The sequence below is a fragment of the Scytonema sp. NUACC21 genome (assembly GCF_054684315.1).
Genome location: NZ_BAAFZH010000108.1, coordinates 174,088 through 195,894 on the forward strand (window position 1 = coordinate 174,088; position 21,807 = coordinate 195,894).

The 21,807-nt window shown below is 42.0% G+C and carries 21 protein-coding genes; 11 read left to right on the top strand and 10 right to left on the bottom strand.

The genetic code is table 11. The features are described from left to right. Window positions 1-11: 11 nt before the first annotated feature. On the bottom strand, window positions 12-1,034 hold the full coding sequence (locus ACYRY3_RS41290; protein WP_460207638.1) for an HlyD family secretion protein: 1,023 nt from the start codon (window positions 1,032-1,034) through the stop codon (window positions 12-14). Window positions 1,035-1,202: 168 nt separating this feature from the next. Between ACYRY3_RS41290 and ACYRY3_RS41295 the strand changes: the two genes are divergently transcribed. Both ACYRY3_RS41295 and ACYRY3_RS41300 read left to right on the top strand, forming a co-directional pair. Beyond that, window positions 1,203-1,727, top strand: coding sequence for a hypothetical protein (locus tag ACYRY3_RS41295; RefSeq protein WP_460207639.1), 525 nt, complete (start codon window positions 1,203-1,205; stop codon window positions 1,725-1,727). Window positions 1,728-1,877: 150 nt separating this feature from the next. Continuing rightward, window positions 1,878-3,629, top strand: a complete 1,752-nt coding sequence (locus ACYRY3_RS41300; protein ID WP_460207640.1) for a protein kinase domain-containing protein — start codon at window positions 1,878-1,880, stop codon at window positions 3,627-3,629. A gap of 108 nt (window positions 3,630-3,737) precedes the next feature. Here ACYRY3_RS41300 and ACYRY3_RS41305 read toward each other — a convergent pair whose 3' ends face one another. From ACYRY3_RS41305 to glyA, 3 genes are all read right to left on the bottom strand, one after another. Further along, complete coding sequence (locus ACYRY3_RS41305; RefSeq protein WP_460207641.1) at window positions 3,738-4,988, bottom strand: competence/damage-inducible protein A; 1,251 nt, start codon at window positions 4,986-4,988, stop codon at window positions 3,738-3,740. Between the two features lie 106 nt (window positions 4,989-5,094). Next, entirely contained in the window at window positions 5,095-6,138 is a 1,044-nt protein-coding gene (locus tag ACYRY3_RS41310) for a glycosyltransferase family 4 protein (RefSeq protein ID WP_460207642.1), read from the bottom strand. 326 nt (window positions 6,139-6,464) lie between these two features. Then, window positions 6,465-7,748, bottom strand: a complete 1,284-nt coding sequence (glyA, locus tag ACYRY3_RS41315; protein WP_460207808.1) for a serine hydroxymethyltransferase — start codon at window positions 7,746-7,748, stop codon at window positions 6,465-6,467. Between the two features lie 442 nt (window positions 7,749-8,190). Between glyA and ACYRY3_RS41320 the strand changes: the two genes are divergently transcribed. Together ACYRY3_RS41320 and ACYRY3_RS41325 are read left to right on the top strand one after the other, a co-directional pair. Beyond that, entirely contained in the window at window positions 8,191-8,388 is a 198-nt protein-coding gene (locus ACYRY3_RS41320) for a hypothetical protein (protein ID WP_460207643.1), read from the top strand. An 85-nt stretch (window positions 8,389-8,473) separates the two neighbouring features. After that, entirely contained in the window at window positions 8,474-8,950 is a 477-nt protein-coding gene (locus ACYRY3_RS41325) for a Tic20 family protein (protein WP_460207644.1), read from the top strand. Window positions 8,951-8,956: 6 nt separating this feature from the next. Here the strand turns inward: ACYRY3_RS41325 and ACYRY3_RS41330 are convergent, their stop codons facing one another. Beyond that, the gene (locus ACYRY3_RS41330) at window positions 8,957-9,730 is read right to left on the bottom strand and encodes a fumarylacetoacetate hydrolase family protein (protein WP_460207645.1); all 774 of its coding nucleotides are present in this window, start codon (window positions 9,728-9,730) and stop codon (window positions 8,957-8,959) included. Between the two features lie 323 nt (window positions 9,731-10,053). Here ACYRY3_RS41330 and rpsF point away from each other — a divergent pair, with 323 nt between their 5' ends. Further along, window positions 10,054-10,383 (top strand): 30S ribosomal protein S6, encoded by a 330-nt coding sequence (gene rpsF / locus ACYRY3_RS41335; RefSeq protein WP_460207646.1) that lies wholly within the window; start codon window positions 10,054-10,056, stop codon window positions 10,381-10,383. Window positions 10,384-10,673: 290 nt separating this feature from the next. Next, window positions 10,674-11,231, top strand: a complete 558-nt coding sequence (locus ACYRY3_RS41340) for an Npun_F5560 family protein (RefSeq protein WP_460207647.1) — start codon at window positions 10,674-10,676, stop codon at window positions 11,229-11,231. Between the two features lie 510 nt (window positions 11,232-11,741). Here the strand turns inward: ACYRY3_RS41340 and ACYRY3_RS41345 are convergent. Continuing rightward, complete coding sequence (locus ACYRY3_RS41345) at window positions 11,742-12,095, bottom strand: STAS domain-containing protein (protein ID WP_460207648.1); 354 nt, start codon at window positions 12,093-12,095, stop codon at window positions 11,742-11,744. A 461-nt stretch (window positions 12,096-12,556) separates the two neighbouring features. Here ACYRY3_RS41345 and ACYRY3_RS41350 point away from each other — a divergent pair, with 461 nt between their 5' ends. From ACYRY3_RS41350 to ACYRY3_RS41360, 3 genes are all read left to right on the top strand, one after another. After that, the gene (locus ACYRY3_RS41350; RefSeq protein ID WP_460207649.1) at window positions 12,557-13,189 is read left to right on the top strand and encodes a DedA family protein; all 633 of its coding nucleotides are present in this window, start codon (window positions 12,557-12,559) and stop codon (window positions 13,187-13,189) included. A 321-nt stretch (window positions 13,190-13,510) separates the two neighbouring features. Next, on the top strand, window positions 13,511-14,488 hold the full coding sequence (locus ACYRY3_RS41355; protein ID WP_460207650.1) for a cysteine synthase A: 978 nt from the start codon (window positions 13,511-13,513) through the stop codon (window positions 14,486-14,488). A 384-nt stretch (window positions 14,489-14,872) separates the two neighbouring features. Then, entirely contained in the window at window positions 14,873-16,540 is a 1,668-nt protein-coding gene (locus ACYRY3_RS41360; RefSeq protein WP_460207651.1) for a tetratricopeptide repeat protein, read from the top strand. Here ACYRY3_RS41360 and ACYRY3_RS41365 read toward each other — a convergent pair. After that, window positions 16,436-17,344, bottom strand: coding sequence for a hypothetical protein (locus ACYRY3_RS41365; RefSeq protein ID WP_460207652.1), 909 nt, complete (start codon window positions 17,342-17,344; stop codon window positions 16,436-16,438). The two genes, ACYRY3_RS41360 and ACYRY3_RS41365, sit on opposite strands and share 105 nt — an antisense overlap. 668 nt (window positions 17,345-18,012) lie before the next feature. Here ACYRY3_RS41365 and ACYRY3_RS41370 point away from each other — a divergent pair. Together ACYRY3_RS41370 and ACYRY3_RS41375 are read left to right on the top strand one after the other, a co-directional pair. After that, the gene (locus ACYRY3_RS41370) at window positions 18,013-18,321 is read left to right on the top strand and encodes a (2Fe-2S) ferredoxin domain-containing protein (protein WP_460207653.1); all 309 of its coding nucleotides are present in this window, start codon (window positions 18,013-18,015) and stop codon (window positions 18,319-18,321) included. Between the two features lie 81 nt (window positions 18,322-18,402). Then, complete coding sequence (locus ACYRY3_RS41375) at window positions 18,403-19,410, top strand: DUF5331 domain-containing protein (RefSeq protein WP_460207654.1); 1,008 nt, start codon at window positions 18,403-18,405, stop codon at window positions 19,408-19,410. Here ACYRY3_RS41375 and ygfZ read toward each other — a convergent pair. The 3 genes from ygfZ to ACYRY3_RS41390 all read right to left on the bottom strand — a co-directional run bounded on the left by ygfZ (window position 19,395) and on the right by ACYRY3_RS41390 (window position 21,571). After that, window positions 19,395-20,402, bottom strand: coding sequence for a CAF17-like 4Fe-4S cluster assembly/insertion protein YgfZ (gene ygfZ, locus ACYRY3_RS41380; protein WP_460207655.1), 1,008 nt, complete (start codon window positions 20,400-20,402; stop codon window positions 19,395-19,397). The genes ACYRY3_RS41375 and ygfZ overlap by 16 nt on opposite strands. 170 nt (window positions 20,403-20,572) lie before the next feature. Then, a complete protein-coding gene (locus ACYRY3_RS41385; RefSeq protein WP_460207656.1) occupies window positions 20,573-21,037 on the bottom strand; it encodes a type II toxin-antitoxin system VapC family toxin in 465 nt (154 codons plus the stop codon). Next, the gene (locus tag ACYRY3_RS41390) at window positions 21,038-21,571 is read right to left on the bottom strand and encodes a hypothetical protein (protein WP_460207657.1); all 534 of its coding nucleotides are present in this window, start codon (window positions 21,569-21,571) and stop codon (window positions 21,038-21,040) included. Window positions 21,572-21,807 lie beyond the last annotated feature (236 nt).

Below are 21,807 nucleotides of genomic sequence, written 5' to 3' on the forward strand. Positions count from 1 at the left end.
GGACTTAGGTGTTATTTAGTATCAACTGTTACAATTGCTGACAAACCGGGGGTCATTTTAGATTCATAACCCCGAATACTTCCAGGCTCAAACATAATTTTGACGGGAACTCGTTGCTCATCTGAACTCTTTATAGAGTTACCTGTAGCATTTTCTTGTGAGAGAGGAGCAACCTTGCCAAAAGAGGTGGGGAATATACTCTCTACCGTACCTTTAAACTCCCGATTGGGGAAGGCAGCCATTCTGATAGACGCTTTTTGTCCTGGCTGTATTTTTTCTAACTGAGTTTCCTTAAAGTTCGCTACTACCCAGGGGTTTGGCTGTACGACTGTCAGCAGTGTTTGCCCTGGTTGCACCTGTTGCCCTACTTGGACTTTTTTGCTACCTACCTTTCCAGGCACTAAGGCAGTTATGGTGGTGTAGGATAACCGGAGTTGTGCTTTTTTGAGATCTGCTTCTTTTTGAGCGATCGCAGCTTGTGCTGTTTTATATTGTTGTTGGTTTACGTCTCTTTGACGATTTAGGACTTGTGGTTGTGATTTGCTGTCGCTGTTAAGTGGCACAGGCATTGGTACATAGTTACTATCAGCAATTAGTTTGATATTTTCCTGTGCTAATGCTGCTTGCTGCTTGGCTAATTCGAGAGATGCTTTTGCCTGTAACACAGATGCTTGGTAGTCGCGGGGATCGATCTTTACCAACACAGTTCCAGGTGTTACAGTTTGATTATCATTGACAGCGACTTGGGTGACAATACCCGATACACGAGGTGTCACCGGGTGAATGTTTGCACTTACATAGGCGTTATCTGTTTGTGGATATCTTTGAGTATGCTGCCACCAACGATTTGTGGCAATTCCAGCAGCAACCGCCCCCGTAAATAACAACGTGCCCAATAACACTTTGGGTACGAGATGGCGGCGAGAGGGCGATGCAGGTTGAGCATCACTGTTTGATTCTGGTGCAACCAGAGCTGTATGCGCCTCCAAAGTTGCTCCCTGCTGAGTCTGATGTGAAGAATTTAAGCTTTCCATTAGTGACCTTAATTAAGGCAACGATTTTAGGAATATTAATATTTAGGATAGTAGTCAATATCTCAACAGATAGACTTTAACCTAGTTAGTAACATAAATTAGTATTGCTGCTGAGTATTGTGGAACACAAACACCCTCAGATTTGTCGGGAAATTTAAGGATTAGTTAATGATTGGAAATATGAATAGGTTGCTACAGTTTGTAAATGTTTGTTTTTTAGCTTCGAGTTTATTGACTGGAAGCATTGTCTATCTGTCAAAGCCAGTGTTTGCTGGTGAACCATTGTTTGATAAGAATTGCCGTCATTACCCCAGAACAACGGAAAACTTTAAAGGTCCATCTGCAAGGGAAGCAACCTATATATTCAGAACATTAAGTTTTACAGCTAATCGTGAAAAATTCTTTTTAACCGTTCTTCGCGCTCGTGATGGGAGAGCAGTTTTCTGTATCTCGCCTGCGAATTCTTTGCAAAAGAAACGTTTAAGCAATGTTGAAAGAATACAATCCAAATATATTTATCAAATCGTCAAAGAACAAAATAAAAGTGCGGGATTTTTGATTACCCTAAGAGAGGATAGCCATCGCTCTTGGCGCAAACCGTACCCTGCTGAACGCAAAACGAGAACCGCAGTTTATAAACTCAATTTAGAAAATCCCGATTTTCCAGTACTCGCACAAACAAATTCTAAGTAGATAGAGTATGATTTCTAACAATTTGCGGCATAACTACGTAACAGTTGTGTCCGAGCCATAACATTCACCTTGTTTTGTCGTTATTTCCAATTTAATATCTTGACTATATTAAGGTAGAACATTGAAGTACTAAAAACCTTTGGCGACATTATGTTGGGGGAAATATTAGACAGGCGTTACCGAATCATTCAAGTCTTGGGCGCTGGAGGTTTTGGTCAAACCTACCTTGCAGAAGACACAAAATTACCTGGGAATCCTAAATGTGTAGTCAAGCAACTGAAACCCACGTCTAACGACCCCAATACTTTGCAGATAGCAAGACGCTTGTTTGCCTCGGAAGCACAAGTCTTACAACAATTGGGTAACCACGATCGCATTCCCAGGCTTTTGGCTTATTTTGAAGAAAATAAAGAATTCTTTTTAGTACAGGAGTTTGTTGACGGTCAATCCTTAAGCTTAGAACTTGTCCCCGGTCAACGTTTGAGCGAACCAGAGGTTATTAATCTGTTACAAGGAATCTTGGAACCTCTTGCCTTTGTCCATCAACGTCAAATCATCCATCGCGATATCAAACCAGCTAATTTAATTCGACGCAATCAGGATGGCAAGATTGTTCTGATTGACTTTGGTGCAGTGAAAGAGGTTGCTTTAACTCAAGTTAATGCTCAAGGGTACACCACTCCAACAGTTGCTATTGGTACCTTTGGTTATATGCCCAGCGAACAAACAAAAGGGAGTCCCAAATTAAGCAGCGATGTTTATGCTGTAGGAATCATTGGTATCCAAGCCTTAACAGGAATAACGCCCAGCGACCTGACAGACGACCCCGTTACAGGTGAAATTGGTTGGCGTCACCATGTCAGCGTTAGCCCAGGGCTAGCAGATGTTTTAGATCTCATGGTGCGTTATGATTTTCGCGATCGCTATCAATCGGCAGTTGAAGCATTACAAGCACTGCAACAGCAGCAAGTTGTTTCCCAAAACATTTCACCGACTATCATTCCTGCTGCCACACCATTACACGAACTGACGTTACAGTGGTTTGAAGACCGACAGTATAGAACTCAGACAATTCTCGAAAATCAATTAACTAAAAATCCCGGTACTTTTCGCATTGGTCGCGATCCGGGAATGTGTGACCTCGTTTTCTCAGAACCAACGGTATCAAGGCTACACGTAGAAATCTTTTTTAACACATATCAAAAGTGTTTTTACTTACACTCTTTGAATCAAAATAACCCACCAGTAGTAGACGGGCAAGTCCTAATGACAGGAGAAGCCTTGCTTCAAGAAGGGAGCATTCTGCGGTTAGGACAAATGGAATTGAGAGTAGCAAGTATTGTTTTTAACCAATACCCTGGGGAATACGTACCAAATCAACCATCACCATACGCCACACCACAACAACCACTTCCTCCCACCCGGCGACCACCTTCAAGCGTTCCCCAACAACCGCAGTATTATCCGCCACCCGTGTTACCCCAGTATCGACAAGAAATTCCTGCTGAACCTCAGTTGCAGCAGCCTTATGCCACTCCCATGCAGGCTGCACGCCCAACTGTAGGATGGAAATTTTGGCTGAGGTGGGTGTTGGTAAATGGCATAGGCTTTGTGATGAGTCTTCCAGTTGGCATCTTGATTTTTTCTTTATTTTTCAACTCGTTACTCACACGTATAGCATTTGGTTTAATGCTTGGAGCAACCCAATGGCTGGCTTTGCGAGGAGTCGTTGAGAGGGGTTGGTTGTGGGCATTGGTAACCGGCGGGACAATTACTATCTTTGGCTGGACTTTAATAACTGGCGCGGTTATAGTTGATACTTTCTTCGCTTGGTTAATTGTTTTACCTCTCAGTGGGGGGGTATTGTTCTGGCGGTTGCGACGTGCAGCTTCTTTAAAGTGAATCGCCTCTCCAGAAGCGGAGAGGGTGTTGTAGAACGGAAGTGAGTGGCTGATTAGGTTTACAGCAATAAAAGCAGAAAGCCCATCGGCTTTTAGCGGTGGGAGGATGTCAACAGCTCAACAGTTTGCGTCGAAGATTATCTAATGCCGTACACGCGCTGACATGACGAATTAAAGACCGACCCCGCACCGCACCAAAACGATACTCAAAACTTTCTACTTCCTCGTTTGGCCCTGCTAATCCGATATAAACCAAACCGACAGGCTTGGTTTCCGTGCCACCCGTTGGACCCGCAATGCCCGTGATACTCAGCCCCCAAGTGGTTGCAAGATGCGATCGCACTCCCACAGCCATTTGCTCGGCGACAATAGAACTAACTGCCCCAAACTTTGCCAAATCTTCTGAATTAACACCCAAGAGTCTCTGTTTTACGGAGTTATCGTAAGAAATGACTCCACCCCAAAAGTAATCAGAACTCCCAGAAATTTCTGTCAACATCTGCCCCAATCCACCGCCAGTGCAAGATTCTGCAACAGAAAGAGTTTGCCCAACATTACGCAATAAGTGACCGACCACGGAAGCAAGGGAATCATCATCAGCACCGTAATAATCCAATCCAGCAATATCTTTAATTTGTTGCTCAACAGGTGCAATCAATTCTCGTGCTTGTGTCTGTGAAGCAGCTTTAGCAGCAACTCGTAACTTAACCTCTCCCCTAGCAGCATAGGGTGCAACTGTGGGGTTGGGTAAATTGAGGTAAGCCGAGACCTTTTCTGCCAAAGCTGATTCCGAAATACCCCAAAACCTTAACATCCGGCTGTAAATAATTTCTTTGCCCCAACCTTGACTTTTCAGATAAGGTACAGCGGTTTCTTCCCACATTCGGTGCATTTCACTTGGCACACCGGGAAAAGTGAGCACTGTTAACCCTGGTTGGGGTTGCCAAATAATACCGGGTGCTGTTCCAGTGGGGTTTGGTAAAATTTCTGCTCCTTTGGGGATCAAAGCTTGCTTGCGATTGCTTGGGCTCATCATCCGTCCGCGTTGAGCGTATTTTCGGGTAATATCCTCAAGAACTTCTGGATGTTCGACCAAAGGAACATCAAAAAATGCAGCGATGGTTTCGCAGGTTAGGTCATCAGGTGTCGGACCAAGACCTCCAGTAAAAATCAGAATTTGTGCTCTTTGACTGGCAATTTCTATAACCCGCTTTAACCTTTCTGAGTTATCTCCTACAACGGTTTGATAGTAGTGTGGGATACCTAGGTTGGCTAACTGCTGCGCTAAATACTGAGCATTGCTGTTAATGATATCTCCTAACAGCAGTTCTGTACCAACACAAATAATTTCTGCGCTCATTAAATTATTATGAAGTAGGTCGGTACAAATAAATTTAACTCGACAGAGCCGTCCTTAGTCACTTCTCAAGAGTCATTTCAAATGACACTGGACAAATAACCCATAACTAAGCCTGCCGAGAAATTCTCCACACTTTCCAAGTTGCGTAAGTCAGCAGTGAAGTAGTCCCACAGGTGTAAATAAAGCCACTGGGAATACCCGCAAGAGTCAATGCTAAAGTTCCAACCCATAGGGTTAAAGAGTAAATGAATAAAACAGTCAATCTGTGAGACAAACCCGCCCGCAGCAATCTATGATGCAAATGGCTTTTATCAGCAATAAAAGGTGATTTACCACGACCAATCCGCGCCAAAATGACTGCTGACATATCCACAATTGGTACTGCTAGAATCAAAAAGGGCAGTAATACGGCAGTAGCTGCCGTTTTGACCAGACCAACTACACTAACGGCGGCTAGAGTAAATCCCATAAAGTAAGCGCCGCCATCTCCCATAAAGATTTGTGCGGGGTTGAAGTTATAACGAAGAAAGCCCAGTGCAGCACCAGCCAGTGCTGCAGCTATTAAGGCGGCTGCGCTTTGGTGCATGAATAAGGCAACAACCAAAATTACCAAAGCCCCTATTCCCGAGACTCCAGCGGCTAATCCATCTAAACCGTCAATCCAGTTAATTGCATTGACCATTCCTACTAGCCATAGGATTGTGATCGGTAAACTCAACCAATCAAGGTGAAGGACTCCACCTGTAGGAATGCTCAAAAAATCTATACTTACGCCTGCTTTCCATGCGCCTGCAGCTACAATAATTTGCATCAACAGACGTGTCATGGGCGACAGGTTTAACAAATCGTCTGCTAAACCAATCAGAAAAAAGCCCACACCACCTAAAGTAATTCCCCAAATTTGCCATTCTTTTTCAGTTGGCAGAGTTCCAAATCCACCTATAAGCCAGACAATTAACAGGGAAATAATGGTACCTGCGAAGATAGAAACTCCTCCAAGGCGTACCATTGGGCGCTGATGAACTTTTCGGTCATTAGGTCTGTCTAGGTGTCCGCTCTTGATGCCAATGTTTTTAACATCAGGTGTCGTCCAGAGAACGACTACAGCAGCAACAAGAAAGGCAATCAGATGGTAAATCTGAACTGGCATCTGTACTCACAGTATATTGGGTTCTACGACAAAACTTTAGTAAATTTTTGTCTACATCTATCTACTTCATCAACTGCTTGTTATCAGCAAGAGATTTTTACAATTTGGATTTTAAAAGGCAGAAGTACGAGGGCAGAGGGCAAAGGGCAGCTATGTCATGCCCTTGTGCCATTTGCCTTCTTCACATTTCAGGGCTGCGATTGAGGACGGTCAAAAGAAAAATGTTAGGAATTATTAATGATAAATTCCTAACATATAAAAATTAATTATTTATACCCGCGCAGGCAGGGTATTGTCTACCATTGACACGAACAAAAAACCCTAAGTTAAGCTAGAGCAGGTACGGGAATCTCTATGTGGGGATACAAGGGGAAGCGATCGCACAACGCTTTGACACGTCGTCGGCAATCTTCAGCCACTGCCTCTGAATCTGGATTCAATAAGCGCTCGGCAATAATATTACCAATCTCAATGAATTCTTCGACTCCCAAACCTCGTGTTGTCATTGCTGGAGAACCCAATCGCAAGCCACTTGTGACAAATGGGGATTCTGGGTCGAAGGGCACTGTATTCTTATTAGCAGTGATATTGATTTCACTAACCAATTGGTCTGCTTGCTTCCCTGTCAGACCGATATTCCGTAAGTCTACTAGCATCAAATGATTATCAGTGCCATTTGATACTAATTTTAAGCCACGATTTTGTAATTGGGTTGCAAAAGCGCGGGCATTTTCAATCACTTGGGCAGAGTAGGCTTTAAACTCGGGTTTCAAAGCTTCTCCAAAAGCCACTGCTTTACCAGCAATGACGTGTTCCAAAGGTCCGCCCTGAGTACCGGGGAAAACAGATTTGTCCAGCTTTTTACCTAATTCTGGGTCGCGGGTTAATATTAAACCACCGCGAGGACCGCGTAGGGTTTTGTGAGTGGTCGTGGTCACGACATCACAATAAGGAATTGGGTTGGGATGATGACCGGTAGCAACTAAACCGGCAATATGGGCAATATCTGCCAGTAAGTATGCACCAACTTCATCAGCAATAGTGCGAAATTTTTCAAAGTCAATGATACGGGGGTATGCGGAGTAACCACAAATGATGAGCTTTGGACGCTCCCTAAGCGCCAGCTCTCGAATTTGGTCGAAGTCTAGTTGTTCTGTCTCTGGATTGACACCGTAGTGGCAAGCTTGAAACCATTTCCCAGAAACGTTTACAGGCGAACCGTGGGTTAGGTGCCCACCATGAGACAAATCCATACCCATGAATTTGTCCCCCGGTTCTAGTAGCGTTAAAAACACGGCAAAATTTGCTTGTGCGCCAGAATGGGGTTGCACGTTGGCACTTGCTGCACCAAACAATTGTTTGGCACGGTCTATAGCCAGTTGCTCCACCTTGTCTACAAACTCACAACCACCGTAGTAACGTTTACCGGGTAGCCCTTCAGCATACTTGTTGGTTAGTACAGAACCTTGAGCAGCCAGTACGGCAGCAGAGGTAAAGTTTTCACTAGCTATGAGTTCCAAGTGATCCCTTTGGCGCTGCAGTTCTTGGTTAATTAACTCCGCTACACCAGGGTCGGAGGAGGTAAGAAAATCTGAGTTAGTCAGAGACACTTTAGTTATCCTTGAGGAAATTTGCAAACTGCGATCGCGTAACCCACGCAAAGCACGTGTTTTACACTTGCTGAATTTCAAGTCTATGCCAAAAGTCACTCTTACGACTATTGACTTGACCTTTATCAATCGTGTATCTATCTTGGCTGAAATAGCTATGAGTTGGGTGTCTGGGTTCTAAAGTTTGTTATGTTTTTTAATTTTGAAGTTGTGGTGGCTTGTCAATGGTTGTGCATTAATTAATGTATTAGTTTTTACTACACCAAGAAAATTTCAACATACAATAAAGTAAAGTCTACTTGGGGATTTTGATTGGGCTGTCAACCCGCAGGATTTCAAAGTAAGCGTGGCAAGTTAGATAAAAGCAACAAAGACCACCATTACCAGTGTCCTCCCCAAGTGCAAAGTTGGGTCATAATTGAGGATTTACAGGAGGCATTGGATGCTAATGATTGTTATGGAAGACCAAATCTTGGCTCCTCAACAGGTTTGTCAGTCCTGTTTACTGGCTGATGGCACCGGGCAGCCTCGGTGGCGTCAAGGTCAACTGCGTTGCGGTCATGCTATCCGCAATACCAACGAACAGCAACCGGAACAGTATGAGTGTTTGATGGGTTTCCGTGTTGTTCATGTTGAATGATTCTGATGTTCTACCAGAAAGATAGACTAACTGCGTTATTCTAGGGTCATGTAGCTATTGAAATTTAACTATAGGAGAACGCACGATGGCTTGGCGCGGGTCTACCACGGTTCAAGATCGGATATTTGCTTGTTTACCCTATTTGCTTCCTCTGGTAGAGGTTTTAAAATACGGTTCATATTTGTTCACACAATTCCCACTTCTAGGAGTTCCGTTTTTTCCCCTTGTGCCATTAGTCAACATTTACCAAGGGATTCCTTTTGCAGGATTAATTGTTTTCTTTGCTCTATTTTTTTTGGTAGTGAGAAACGAAAAGCTCCCTCACTTCATTCGCTTTAATACCATGCAGGCAATTCTTTTGGATATTGTGATTATTCTGTTTAGCATCTTAACAGACCTCATTCAATCCATTCCTACAGGTGTTTTTGCTGTACAAACTCTGTATACAACGATTTTTATTGGTATCGTAGTAGCAGTTGTATATTCGGTGATTCAATCCGTGATGGGACGGTATGCAGAAATTCCTGCCATCTCTGATGCCGTTTATATGCAAGTGCGCTAATTGACGTTAACGGGCTTTCACGGTATTTTCCAAACGTCCAATACCTTCGATTTCCACTCGAATGCGATCGCCAGGGACGACTGGTCCAACACCTAATGGTGTACCAGTTAACACGACATCTCCAGGTAGTAAAGTCATGACCTGACTAATGTAGGAAACAAGAAAATCAGGGGGAAATACCATCCGATCTATACAGGCAGATTGTACGGGGGTTGGCTGCTCATTTAAAAACGTTTGTAATCTTGCGCCTGGGCTGACTTCCCGGACAATCCACGGACCTAGGGGGCAAAAAGTGTCAAAACCTTTAGCCCGCGTCCATTGACCATCACGTTTTTGTAAATCTCGAGCTGTTACGTCATTGGCAATAGTATAACCCCAAATTTTTGTTTGGGCTTCCTCTGGCGTACATCCAGTCGTGCGATCGCCAATTATAAGTGCCAATTCTCCTTCATAATCAACCCGTTGGGATTGTGGCGGATAGTAGATTTCTTCCAAAGAAGCAATGATAGATGTAGGCGGCTTGAGAAAAAGCAAGGGCTCACTGGGTACATCTGTTCCCATTTCGGCTGCGTGGTCTGCATAGTTCTTACCTACTGCCACAATTTTGGAAGGAGCACAAGGGGCAAGAATTTCGTAACTTTCTGGTTCCAGCACTAAATCGGTTGGTTGGCCCTGAAGCCAGGGTGGAGCATCTAGTACCTGTACATCAAGGGATAGTTGTAGTAAGCCGTAATACACCTGTCCTTTTTGATTTTGGACTCGCACGTAGCGTTGCGCCATAAGCTTGATGAGTATCCTTATATTCTCCAATCAAACGCTACCATGCAATCGCTCGTAAAAAACCTTGTAGGAATTTGGAAACGAGGGCGGCTTTAGCTAAGGGAGCAGTTTGCCCAAGTAATATGATGAAAAACTGCTAATATTATAAATCTATGCGGGGAGCTGGCTCACCCATGTGTTTGATTTACTAGCTGCCCGATTATAATCAGGAAGTATCTCAAATACCTTGCTGCTTTAAATGTGAATTGTTGTAGGTATTGTTAATGGCATTGCCTGTACAAATTTACACTAGCAGCCTTTTAGTCCAAAAGGAGACATAGACAATGGCAACAACAGCTTACGAAACAATGTATATCCTTCGTCCCGACCTGACTGACGAGCAGGTGGAGCAAGCAATAGCTAAATACGAAAACTTGTTGCGGGAACAAGGATCTGACAATGTGCAAATTCAAAATCGGGGAAAGCGCCGTCTTGCCTATGAAATTAATCGGCAGCGGGATGGTGTGTATATCCAGATGAACTATACTTCCCCCGGTAACGCAATTGCTATTATGGAACGCGCTATGCGTTTGAGCGAAGAAGTCATTCGTTATTTGACTATCAAGCAAGAGGTTGAAGAGCCAAAAGCTGAGCCAGCAACGTCAGCAGCTTAATCAAGGATAAGTGAATGGGGGCGAGTTTTTCCCCCAATGTCTGCTGTCCTACAGGGTTTGTATAGAACCCGTGTATGGGTGGTTAGTAGCAAAATATACATAGAGAAACGTGACATATCGCGTCTCTACAACTAACCACTCTATTTTTTAAATAAAGTAAAAAAATTAGTATATCTATGTATTGCCGATATGTCTGGTAATGCTACATTAACTATTACTTGTATTCATCATGAGTACTATAGTAACTCATAAAGTAAAAAATATTCTTCTTAACTGGATCTGTAAGCACTGTGAGCCAAACTGATAACTCCTCAATCCAAGCTCTCTCCGCAGAAGTATCGAAGCTTCGACAAGAATTGCAGCTCCGAGACCAACTGGTGCAACAACTGTCGCAAGAACTCTTCCGACTCGTCAAGGGCAATACTAATTTTATGCCCCAAACAGAGGTTTCTGAGCGTCATTTAACCCAGTTGCACGAATTGCGGGAACAACTGCAAGCTGTTGAGCAGCAGGTGACGTTTTACCAAGAACAAATATCGTCTCGCGATGCGGAAATTTACCAATTGCGACAGTCCGTTCAGGAACTCACAGACCGCAGTCGAATGCTAGAGCAAGTGGTACAAGAATTGCCCCATATTTATCGTCGAAAATTTGAGGAGCGAATGGCTCCAGTTAGGGAAAAGGTAGCAATGTTACAACGGGAAAATCGCCAACTACAAGCAGAACTGCAAAGTGTGAGTTACCGTTTGGCGTTAAAAACCCGCACTGCTAGCCATAGCGGCATAGATTTGCCAAATTTTCCTCGTGTTGCACCAGGGCAAAACAATATTTCGACCCAAAATGCTTAAATCAGTGACCAGTAACCAGTGAACAGTGACCAAAACTAGATAGTTGGTAACTGATAACTGATAACTGAACACTGCTAAAAATCTAGCATTTCAAGAGTTGTAAACTTTTTCCCAGTTGCAGGAGATTACTTTTTTGTCAGCCTGCGCTGTTCTTGCCAGAAGATATAGTTTGCTCCTTTTTAAAAATTGTTTCAGTTTGCCGAAATGTTTTCGGATGGCGTTAACATTCTTTTTGGCAACAACAAATAGATACAGCTAGCGCTTGATAATGGCTGCTTTTGGTTACCAGTGGTACTTCAAGGTAGAAAGCTACTTTATAAATTAAGCATTGCTTTCTCTTGGAAATTGATGGGGAAAAAGTTAGTGAATAACCTGTTGTTTGTTAACTTAACTTACTATTGAACTATCCATCTTTCAGATTTGTCGAACAAATCCTTCCCACAAGATGGCAGATAACCTCCTGCAATCTTTATCTAGCACCACCAGTCACTCCCACCCTTTTACGAGGTTTCAGTTGGCGTTGACTAAACTTTCCTCCTTGGCGTCAGTGAAAATATCTTCATAAGTGCTAAAAATCTCAAAAACTAAATCCAATTGAGTGAGTTCCAGTATCAACCTGACAGCAGCTTGGACATTACAAAGAACCAAGCGACAGCCGCTTTGACGAGCTTCTTTCAATCCTTTCACTAGGGAAACTAGCCCAGAACTATCCATGAAATCGACTCTAGCTAAGTCAATCACCCAGAGTTGATTACATTGGGGAACTACGGCAGCCATTTTTTCACTGAGAGCCACTCCACCCTGCAAATCTAGGCGTCCTTCGGGTTTGAACAAGATTACTTGACAGTCTGTTGTGATAGTCATGAAATTAACTGGGTAGTTGAAACATTTTACAGAAAATAGAAAACGGACACGAACACTGATAAATTTTCAACCATTAAAAATGCTGCTTCACCTAGCGATCTGGTGATTTGCAGCAATATGGCTAAGACAGATAAATTCAGTATCCATGCCGTATAATTTGTCCTAACTTTCCCCAATATAGGCATAACAATTTGTGGAATTCAGTATCAAACGTATCTTTTACGTAATTTTTACATTTAATTCGGTTTTTTGTAAAATTTCTGTTAAAAAGAAAATTTTTTCGTAAATATACTGTGAGTGTGTGATATGTCTTAAAGTAAAATTATAGTAAAAAGTCAATAAGAATTATTGATTTTTAATTATGGCTGAGAGACTGCACCAAATTCAGTTGATTGACACTTCGCATAAAAACAAGTCAACATAGTAGGGAAGGTAAAAATTTGTAACAGCGGTGGTGCTGGATGTCTCTTGAGTTTATATCGCTAGAAAACATCCAGAAAGTTGCCCATGAGTATGGGTATTGGGCAATTTTTTTGGGAATACTGTTAGAGAATTTAGGGATTCCTCTTCCAGGCGAAACAGTGACTATAGTAGGGGGTTTTTTGGCTGGTAGTGAGGAACTGAATTACTGGCTAGTTCTCAGTGACGCCGCAACCGGTGCCGCCCTTGGAGGTATCTGCGGATATTGGATCGGTAGAATTGGTGGCTGGTCTTTACTTGTAAGACTTGCTAGCATATTTAGAATTTCAGAAACAAGAATTTTGGCAGTAAAAGAAAAATTTAGTGAAAATGCTGCAAAAGCTGTCTTTTTTGGACGCTTTTTCGCATTGCTAAGAATTTTTTCGGCTCCTCTTGCAGGCATAGCCGAAATGCCATTTGGAACCTTCTTTTTATGCAATCTTGCAGGCGCATTTGCTTGGGCTGGTGTGATGGTCACATTAGCTTTCTTTGCAGGAAAGATTGTCTCTCTCGAACAACTAATCGCCTGGGCGAGCCAGTTCGCTTTCGCCGCATTGTTGATTTTAGTAGCTGCGATCGCGATTCCCCTATGGTTGGAATCCCGGAAAGTCAAGGAAATCAGCAACGAAGACTGAATAAGTCAGAAGAAGCGTTAATGGCTCAACACGTAGTAATCTGAAATTATTTACTATATCAAAGGCAGGGTGTTATTTGATGAGGAACCGCACCCTCATTAGTTTTCTACCTTGCCCGCACTGTTTTGTCATCTGTTAATAGTTTAGTTCCGTATAGTCAAATATAGGCAGACATAGCTTTCTATAACACCTACAATTCTTTCAAAGCTGTTATCCCCAGCTTAAGAAGACCGTGGAATTACGGCGATTCCGTTAAAATCGATATATGGTGACATAGGGTCTAGTTAAGCCAATCGGAAAGTGAACGCGGGTCAATTAAAGATGGATATAAAAAACGGTTTTGTAGGTGCTGTTGGGAACACACCGCTTATTCGCCTAAACAGCTTTTCTGAAGAAACTGGGTGCGAAATTTTGGCTAAGGCAGAATTTCTCAACCCTGGAGGTTCTGTGAAAGACAGGGCAGCACTTTACATTATCGAAGATGCTGAGAAAAAAGGATTACTTAGACCCGGTGGTACGGTAGTAGAAGGAACTGCAGGTAATACGGGTATTGGACTGGCGCACATTTGTAACGCCAAAGGATACAAATGTCTGATTATTATTCCCAATACCCAATCTCAAGAGAAAATGGACGCTTTGCGGGCATTAGGTGCAGAAGTTCGCCCAGTTCCCGCTGTACCCTATAAAGACCCAAACAACTACGTTAAACTCTCTGGCAGAATAGCCTCCGAGATGGAAAATGCTATTTGGGCAAATCAGTTTGACAACTTAGCAAACCGTCAAGCTCACTATGAAACCACAGGGCCGGAAATTTGGGCGCAAACCGACGGAAAAGTTGATGCCTGGGTAGCCGCAACAGGTACTGGGGGAACCTTTGCTGGTGTGGCGATGTACTTAAAAGAAAAAAATCCAGCAGTCAAATGCGTTGTTGCCGATCCTATGGGAAGCGGATTGTACAGTTATATCAAAACAGGTGAGATCCACATTGAGGGCAATTCTATCACTGAGGGGATTGGGAACAGTCGCGTCACCGCTAATATGGAAGGCGCACCTACTGATGATGCGATCCAAATTGACGATCGCTTTGCCCTAAGAGTCGTTTACCAGTTACTGCAGAAAGACGGCTTATTCATGGGAGGTTCCACAGGTATTAATGTAGGGGCAGCTGTTGCTTTAGCCAAACAGTTGGGACCGGGGCATACTATTGTTACCATTTTATGTGACAGTGGTTCTCGTTACCAATCGCGGATCTTCAACCCCGAATGGTTGGAATCAAAAGGGTTAGTAGTTGGTAGTTAGTCATAAAACACAATCAGTAGACCGAAAACTTTTGCGATAGCTTCGCTGCTGCCTTTAGGCACCTTGCTCTGAAGAACAGAGTAAAATTCAGATTTTTGTCGAAAAACTGTATTTTAAAATACAGTTTTTCGATTTCTGAGAGAAAGATATGATAAGCAACCCATAAGTAAACTCCAGAAGCAATGCAAAACAGAAATGCCAAAATCTGCTCAAGAGTGCCATCTGCCCTATGCTTTCTGCACGCTTTGTACTTTGGCTCGATAACGGCAATCAGGGCGATAGCTTCGCTCCTGCCCTTTAGGCAGATGGCGTTAACACGGATTCAGACGTAATGATAAACCGCTGAATATATACTGAAAAAAAATTCTCAATCCCAGTCATTGAATGAGTAACAGCACTCTAGTAAAAAAAATTTTGATTTTAGCAGCAAATCCGCAAGCGACAACATTCTTACGTCTAGGTGAGGAAATCCGTGATATTCAAGAAGCATTACGTCTGTCAAGAAATAGAGATCAATTTGTTATAGAGTCAAGGTTGGCAGTGCGTCATAGAGACTTGCAAAGAGCTATGTTGGAAGTCCAACCTCAAATTATTCATTTTTCCGGACATGGATCTGGAGTTGCGGGTTTGGTATTTGAGGATGAAATAGGACAGGTAAAGTTTGTTGATGCAGAAGGATTAGCTGGATTGTTTAAGTTATTTATCCAGCAGGTGGAGTGTGTTGTTCTGAATGCTTGTTATTCAGAAGTTCAAGCAGAGGCAATTGCTCAATATATTGATGTAATAGGTATGCAGCAGGCAATTGGAGATAAAGCTGCCATTGAATTTGCTGTTGGTTTTTACGGTGCTTTGGGAGCAGGACGATCCATTGAGTCTGCTTACCAATTTGCTTGTGCTGCAATTCGACTAGCGGGTTTACCAGAGCATCTAACCCCTATTTTGAAAAAAAAACCTGAAGGTAGTGAGATAGATGCTAAAGATTCGTTGCCATACGAGCAGCCTTCTATTGTTAACCAATCAACATTCGCTCTGATTGAACAATATTGCAAAAAAGTTGAAGAATGGGTTGTTGATGGCAAGATTTCTGATATCATCCGTGAAAGCTTAGAAGCGGAAAGGCAAAAACTAGGAATACCAGTCGAACAGGCTTTGGCAATTGAAGCTGAGGTTTTAAAACCTTATCAAGAGTACAATAAAAATTTAGAAAAATACTTGCGAACTTTTGTTAAAGAGATAAATAGAGAGTCAAGTATTTCAGAGGAATCGCGTCATGAATTGAAAATTTTACAGCAAAATTGGCAACTCAAAGATGAAGATCTGGAAAAAATGTATAATGGTTTAGGAAATGTTATGCAGAAAAAAAGTCTAGATAAGGCTATCATCATTTATAAAGAAGCAATTAAGATTAATAATAACAATGCAGTAACTCATAAGTACTTAGGATCGGCTTTATTTATTCAAGGCAAAATCAATGATGCTATCTTTGAGTATAGAGAAGCAATTTGTATAGAGCCTGATAATGCAGAACTGTCTGCAGAATTAGGAAATATTTTTCATTCTCAATCTTTACTTAATGAAGCAATTACTGAATACAAAAAAGCGATTAGCCTCAAACCGGAAAATGCAGAATTTCACAATGATTTAGGACTGGCTTTGTATTCCCAAGACAACTTAGAAGAGGCAATGACTGAGTATAGAAAAGCAATTGAGCTTAACTCTAATCTAGCAAAGGCTTATGATGGCTTGGGTATAGTGCTGTATAGAAAAGGTAATTTAGAAGAGGCAGTAACTAACTTTGAAACAGCAATTAAGCTCGAACCAGAAAATTCTGTTTTCCATAAGAACTTGAGTATGGTTTTATACAGCCAAGGCAATCTCAAAGAAGCTATTGGGAAGCTTAAAAATGCTATTCATATCAATCCCAATGATGCAATATCTTACACACACTTAGCGTTCGCTTTGCTTAAACAAGGTAAGCAAGATGACGCAAAATCTGAAATTGAATACGCTATAAATTTGTTTAAAGAGCAAGGTGGAGTCAACTGCTGCTGAAATAATAGCTGTTGTTATGCCACCTGAAATAAATACTACCTCTTTACGTTTCTGCCATTTCTCTAAACGTGGATAAAACTTTTGCTCAACTTCCTCTAGCATGGTCTTATGTACCTCATTCATGTTTACTTGATTTTGTATTCCTGACTGAACCAATCTAAAAGCTGTTGTCTCCGCATATTGGTTAGCATAATCGCTAACAAAATCTATCTCATTTAATACTTGCTCTGCAATCTCTTGGAATTTATTTTGAATAGTATATTGGTCAGTTGCATACTCCAACGATAGTTTCCCATTTTTAACAACTATTTTTCTGATTTCATCTTGCATTACTGATTGATTTTTTTGAGAAATGACTTTCTGCAAAATCGCCCTTTCCGCAAGTTTTTTTTCTGCTCGCTTTATTGCAATATGAGCTATTTCTATGTACCATTGCTCCTCATTAAGAGTTTTGGGTAAAGATATATCTAAGTTAGAGCTTGTTGCTTTCCTAGGCTTAATAGAGCCAAAATTGTCAAATTTCGGCGATTTTCTGGATCTAAAAGGTTTAGTTATGGGCAATTTTAGCGATCGTGCTGACCACGACATAATCATATTATGATTATTGGTCGTGTTCCACACTTTACCTAGATATTCTGAATTGGCTGAAAGCTTATTTGCAAATTCTGGACAATCTTGGCGATTTTTTTGAGAAAATGCTCGTTGATTATAAAATGATTTTCTATTACATCCTGTAGTTATCAGGAGGCTGTTAATTAAAACTAAACTTATTAAAGCTTTTCTAGAGTATTGGTATATTTTCATAGTTTTGCTCTTTTTTTAAGAAGTTTGGGCAATCAGCTACTCTTTCTTGGACGAATAATGCTGGCATTGCAATTTAGAGCAATTGCAAAAGGTATGCTTTAAGGTTTTACTATTAGCTTGCATTAAAATTTAGTAGTCACACAGTTATATACAAACTTACTGTACAATTTTCCAGATTTTTAGGTGTCTCCAAAGTACGGTTCTTTTAGGGATAATAGAGAGAGCATTCTACGAAATCGCATTCAAGTGGAATGCAGTCTGTATACTTGTTTACCAATGTATACAGTTAGCGCTAACATCCGGTAATACGGGTGCGCTTGAAGTTATCACTATTGCTTACCACACAGCGTTTCCTGCCTTACATCTTAATATCGTTATTGGAAGTACAAAGCGTGAAGAAAGCATAGGGCAGATGGCACTCCTGAACGGATTTTGGCATTTCTGTTTTGCATTGCTTCTGGAGTTTATTTATTAGGTTTGCTTATCATATCTTTCTCCCAGAAAATCGGAAAACTGTATTTTAAAATACAGTTTTTTAGACAAAAATCCGAATTTTACTCTGTTCTTCAGAGCAAGGTGCCTAAAGGCAGCAGCGAAGCTATCGCAAAAGTTTTCGGTCTACTGACAATTAACCACTAACCATCATCCACTATCCCCCATATTAAAAAATGAGCACAATACCTCAAGCATCCGATTCTTCCAAGTGCGTCCGCGTCTGCCAAAATCGTGCTTGCCGGAGGCAAGGTGCAGCAAAAGTGCTAGCTGCTTTTGAAGCGCAGCCAGTCCCAGGAGTAACCGTAACAGGTTGTGGGTGTTTGGGACAATGCGGCAACGGCCCGATGGTTTTGGTATTGCCAGATAGGGTTTGGTATAGTGGGGTTCGCCCGAATGAAGTACGTCTGCTGGTAGAACAGCATCTGCAAAGTGGTAAAAGAGTGACACAGATGCTCTATTATCGATTTCATCAAGATGAATAGTACTTGGTGGTTAGGAGTTAGTAGTAAGAAGTTAAAACAACTAACCAATAACCACTAACCCATAACCACTAACTCCGTTCGATGAATATTCAGCAACTCCGCCAGTCTTTGAAGCTTAAGTGGGTGAATTACTACTATAAAAATCGTGCTTGGCTAGTAAAAATGCGAGTTTGGGGAACCTACAATGGTTCGCGTCGCCCATCTTCTAGCTTTATTTTGGCTACTGTGTCTATTTTGGAACCCGAGCTTGAGCAGTTTCTTCCTTTTATTGTGGAACTCAATAGCGATCCCGATGGAATTGTATCAGCTTTAGGTCTTAACTTTAATCCAGAGGAGGAATTAGATCTAGTTAATTTGGAAGCCCCTACGGCAGAAAATCAGATTTCTAACTCTCTACAAGAGACATTGCTAAATGGTAAATCTTCTTCCAATAGAGTTGCAACTGTTGTAGAAAGTAAAAGCCAACCAGTGGGTTTTGTTGAAATAACGGGTGAATTTGAAAGCAAGTCTTTGCCTGAAATACTGTGCGATCGCAAACCTTGGATTTCCACTGTAGTTGGCATCTATGAGGAAAGCAAGACTGCACCATCACTTGTGGCTACCATAGGCATTGAGGAAAGCACGAGGAAATCTTTACCATTGGTGAGTGCTGGTGTTTCCCCTAAGATAGAAAGTAAAAGTGACACCGTGCCAACAGTTGCAGTTGAGCCCTCCACTGTCGAAAATGAAAGTACACTTGTACCATCATGGGCTTTTTTTTCTAAGGAGGTGGCGCTTCAAAGCAAATTTTTTCGCGCTGTTGACTTTGCTACAGAGTTGGAACTTAAAAGCAGCCCCATATCACCTGTTGCAGTTGCTACTTGTCATGGTGAAAATGACAATCAATTTAGGCAAATGGTTGCACTTTATGATAACACGGCGGCGAGAAATTGTGTATCACGTTTCGCCATTGATACAAATGTGGAAAGCAAAGACAGGTTTGTAACGATACCCCACAACCATATTCAAAAAGAGGTGAATCTACTGCCAAAACATAGAGTGCGCCATCTAGCTGATTGGATAGATGAGTGTTGTCAGGGTAGGGGGTAGTCTTGAGAAACAAAGGGAACTTCAACTATTTCACCCTCAACTTCTCCGACATGAACCTTTAACCCGGCACCACCAGCCTTAGTGCGGATGTAGCCAAGCCCGAAATGACCGTTAGTGGTTTCGGTGTAGCTGGTTAACTTGCCCACTTTTTCTTCCCCGATTGTAATTGTACTTCCTGGTTCGGCAGGGGCGGTGAGATGGATACCCCACAAATGTTGTTTGACGCCTTTATAAGTATTTAAACGGGCAATAGTTTCTTGTCCTATGTAGCAACCTTTGTTAAAGGAGATAGTCTGCCACAATCCTACTTCTAAGGGGTTGTAATCTTCGGTGAGTTCTTGGTCTGGGGCTGGTCGTCCTTGTAATATTCGCAATATATCCCAAGCGCGATCGCTCATCGGTACTGTTCCAGTTTCAGCAAGTTGACTCCAAAGTTGCTCTTTATCAGTAGCTGGCATAATCAAGGTGTATCCGGGGGAAGCTAAGCCACTTCCAACAGCAACTGTCACACTCCCGTCTCCAGAGGCTAAAGGGGAGATGTTGATATGAGTGCCGTAGGGTTGACCGATAATTGCTGATGCCCCTAGTTGTTTAATAATATCGTCACTTTCCGGTCCAATGAGGCTGAAGGTAGCAGTTTCCCGTGTGACATCTGTCAATTGCACTTTGTCAGCAAAAAAGATGTAGCGATCCAGCCATTGCATCAAAAACTCGCGGCGGTTGGGAGAAACTAGAAGTAAAACCCCATCTTCTTGGATATACGCTGTCACCAAGTCAAGAGTCCGGGCTGTAGAATTAACAAAAACCGTATCGCAGCCTTGTCCCGGCTTGAGTTGCTGTATATCGTTGGTGCTTTGGTTGTGCAGGAAGCGGAGGCGATCGTCATCAGATACTTTGATGCGTCCCCAGTGGGTGCGATCGCATACTGCAACTCCCTCTTGCGCTGCTTTGATAGCTGCTGCGTCTTTGGCGTCAATTGCAGATGTAGACATGGTGATGAGGTGTCCCGCTTTTGAATGTTTTGGCTTTAAAAATCTTATCAGATCGGGGTTTTTAGATTCAATTTCTTGATAGTTGTTAAACTAGATATTGTTTTTGTTACATGGGTTCAGGAACGGACGTCAAGTTCTTCTTCAACATTTTTCATAATTAACGCGTTTTTTTAAGACATAATACCGTTTAAAGTCTGCTCCCAATCTACTACTAACAACCTTAGTTTCTCAAAACGTGATATGTGTTTAACGTTGGTTGTTATAATGGTAACTTCATTAAAATTCCGTAATTGAAGAATAGCTTGAGACGCAAGAATTACATCTATATCCAAACTCTCTTTACTTGCTGTTGGTTTCCCTTGGTTTCGCACTTCTGCCCATAGTTCTGCTGCTTGTCGCATCGTTTCATTAGTCAGTGGAATAAGGAATTGACTAAGTTGGTCAAGGCGCTCAATACTTTTCTGTTTCTTTCCCCTAATCAATTCACGCCTAAGTTCGTAGTCCACTATTTCTGGTACTCGCATAACAACACCAGATTTTTGCAAGGAATGTAACCATTGTTTAACTCTCGTATCTCCTTTTGGGTGTGTTACTTCGCTTAATGGGTGAGAATCCAGCAATACGGCTCTTTTCATCTATTTTTCAACCAACCGATTTTGGTCAAGCCCTGCCTTAATCTCAGGAAGCACCGTTTCGTCGTACCCAGACTCATCAGACATCCATTCGTCAACAAGCTCTATAATTTTTTCCAAAGAATCATCTTTTTCCAAAGGGGACTTCTCTTCGTCTAATATCTGTTTAAAGTCAGATAAGGATAAAAGTCGATCTTCTTCCCACGACCTCATTAGCTGTTTAGCAAAGAGTTGAGACTTTTCAAAAGTTTTCAGTAATTCAGGAGTGTATAGCTGTCGTAAAGCAAGCCTTTGGAGAGCAATTGCTTCTAAAAGCTCTATACTTTTTTGCCCTTCGTCAGCAAGTGCTCTTAAAATCTCTAGATTTTCCATCGGAAGGAGAGCACTTTTTTGGTTGGTTTCCCGATTGTCTTGCTCAGCTTGTGATAATTTTTCTACAATTAACACGTCAACTTTTGCCCTAACAAGTTGCAACTCATCTAAAGAAAGGGCTGCTAATTGCTGGTTAATTGCATCAAACACTGATGTTTTGGGCATCACATCACAAGAGATAAACTTCTCTTCTTATGCTATCTCAAATCCATCAGAGCCACAAAATTGTTGTGAGTTACGGATACCATGTATCCTATAACACAATTTTTTATCTGAGTAGCATAAGCAGCATGAGATGATAGCATCACCTGATATCCTGATAGCATAACCTGCTAGCAATGGCTGATAGCACTGAGAACTAAAAGCAACCTGCAAGCCAAATGATACCTGCCCCATCCGTA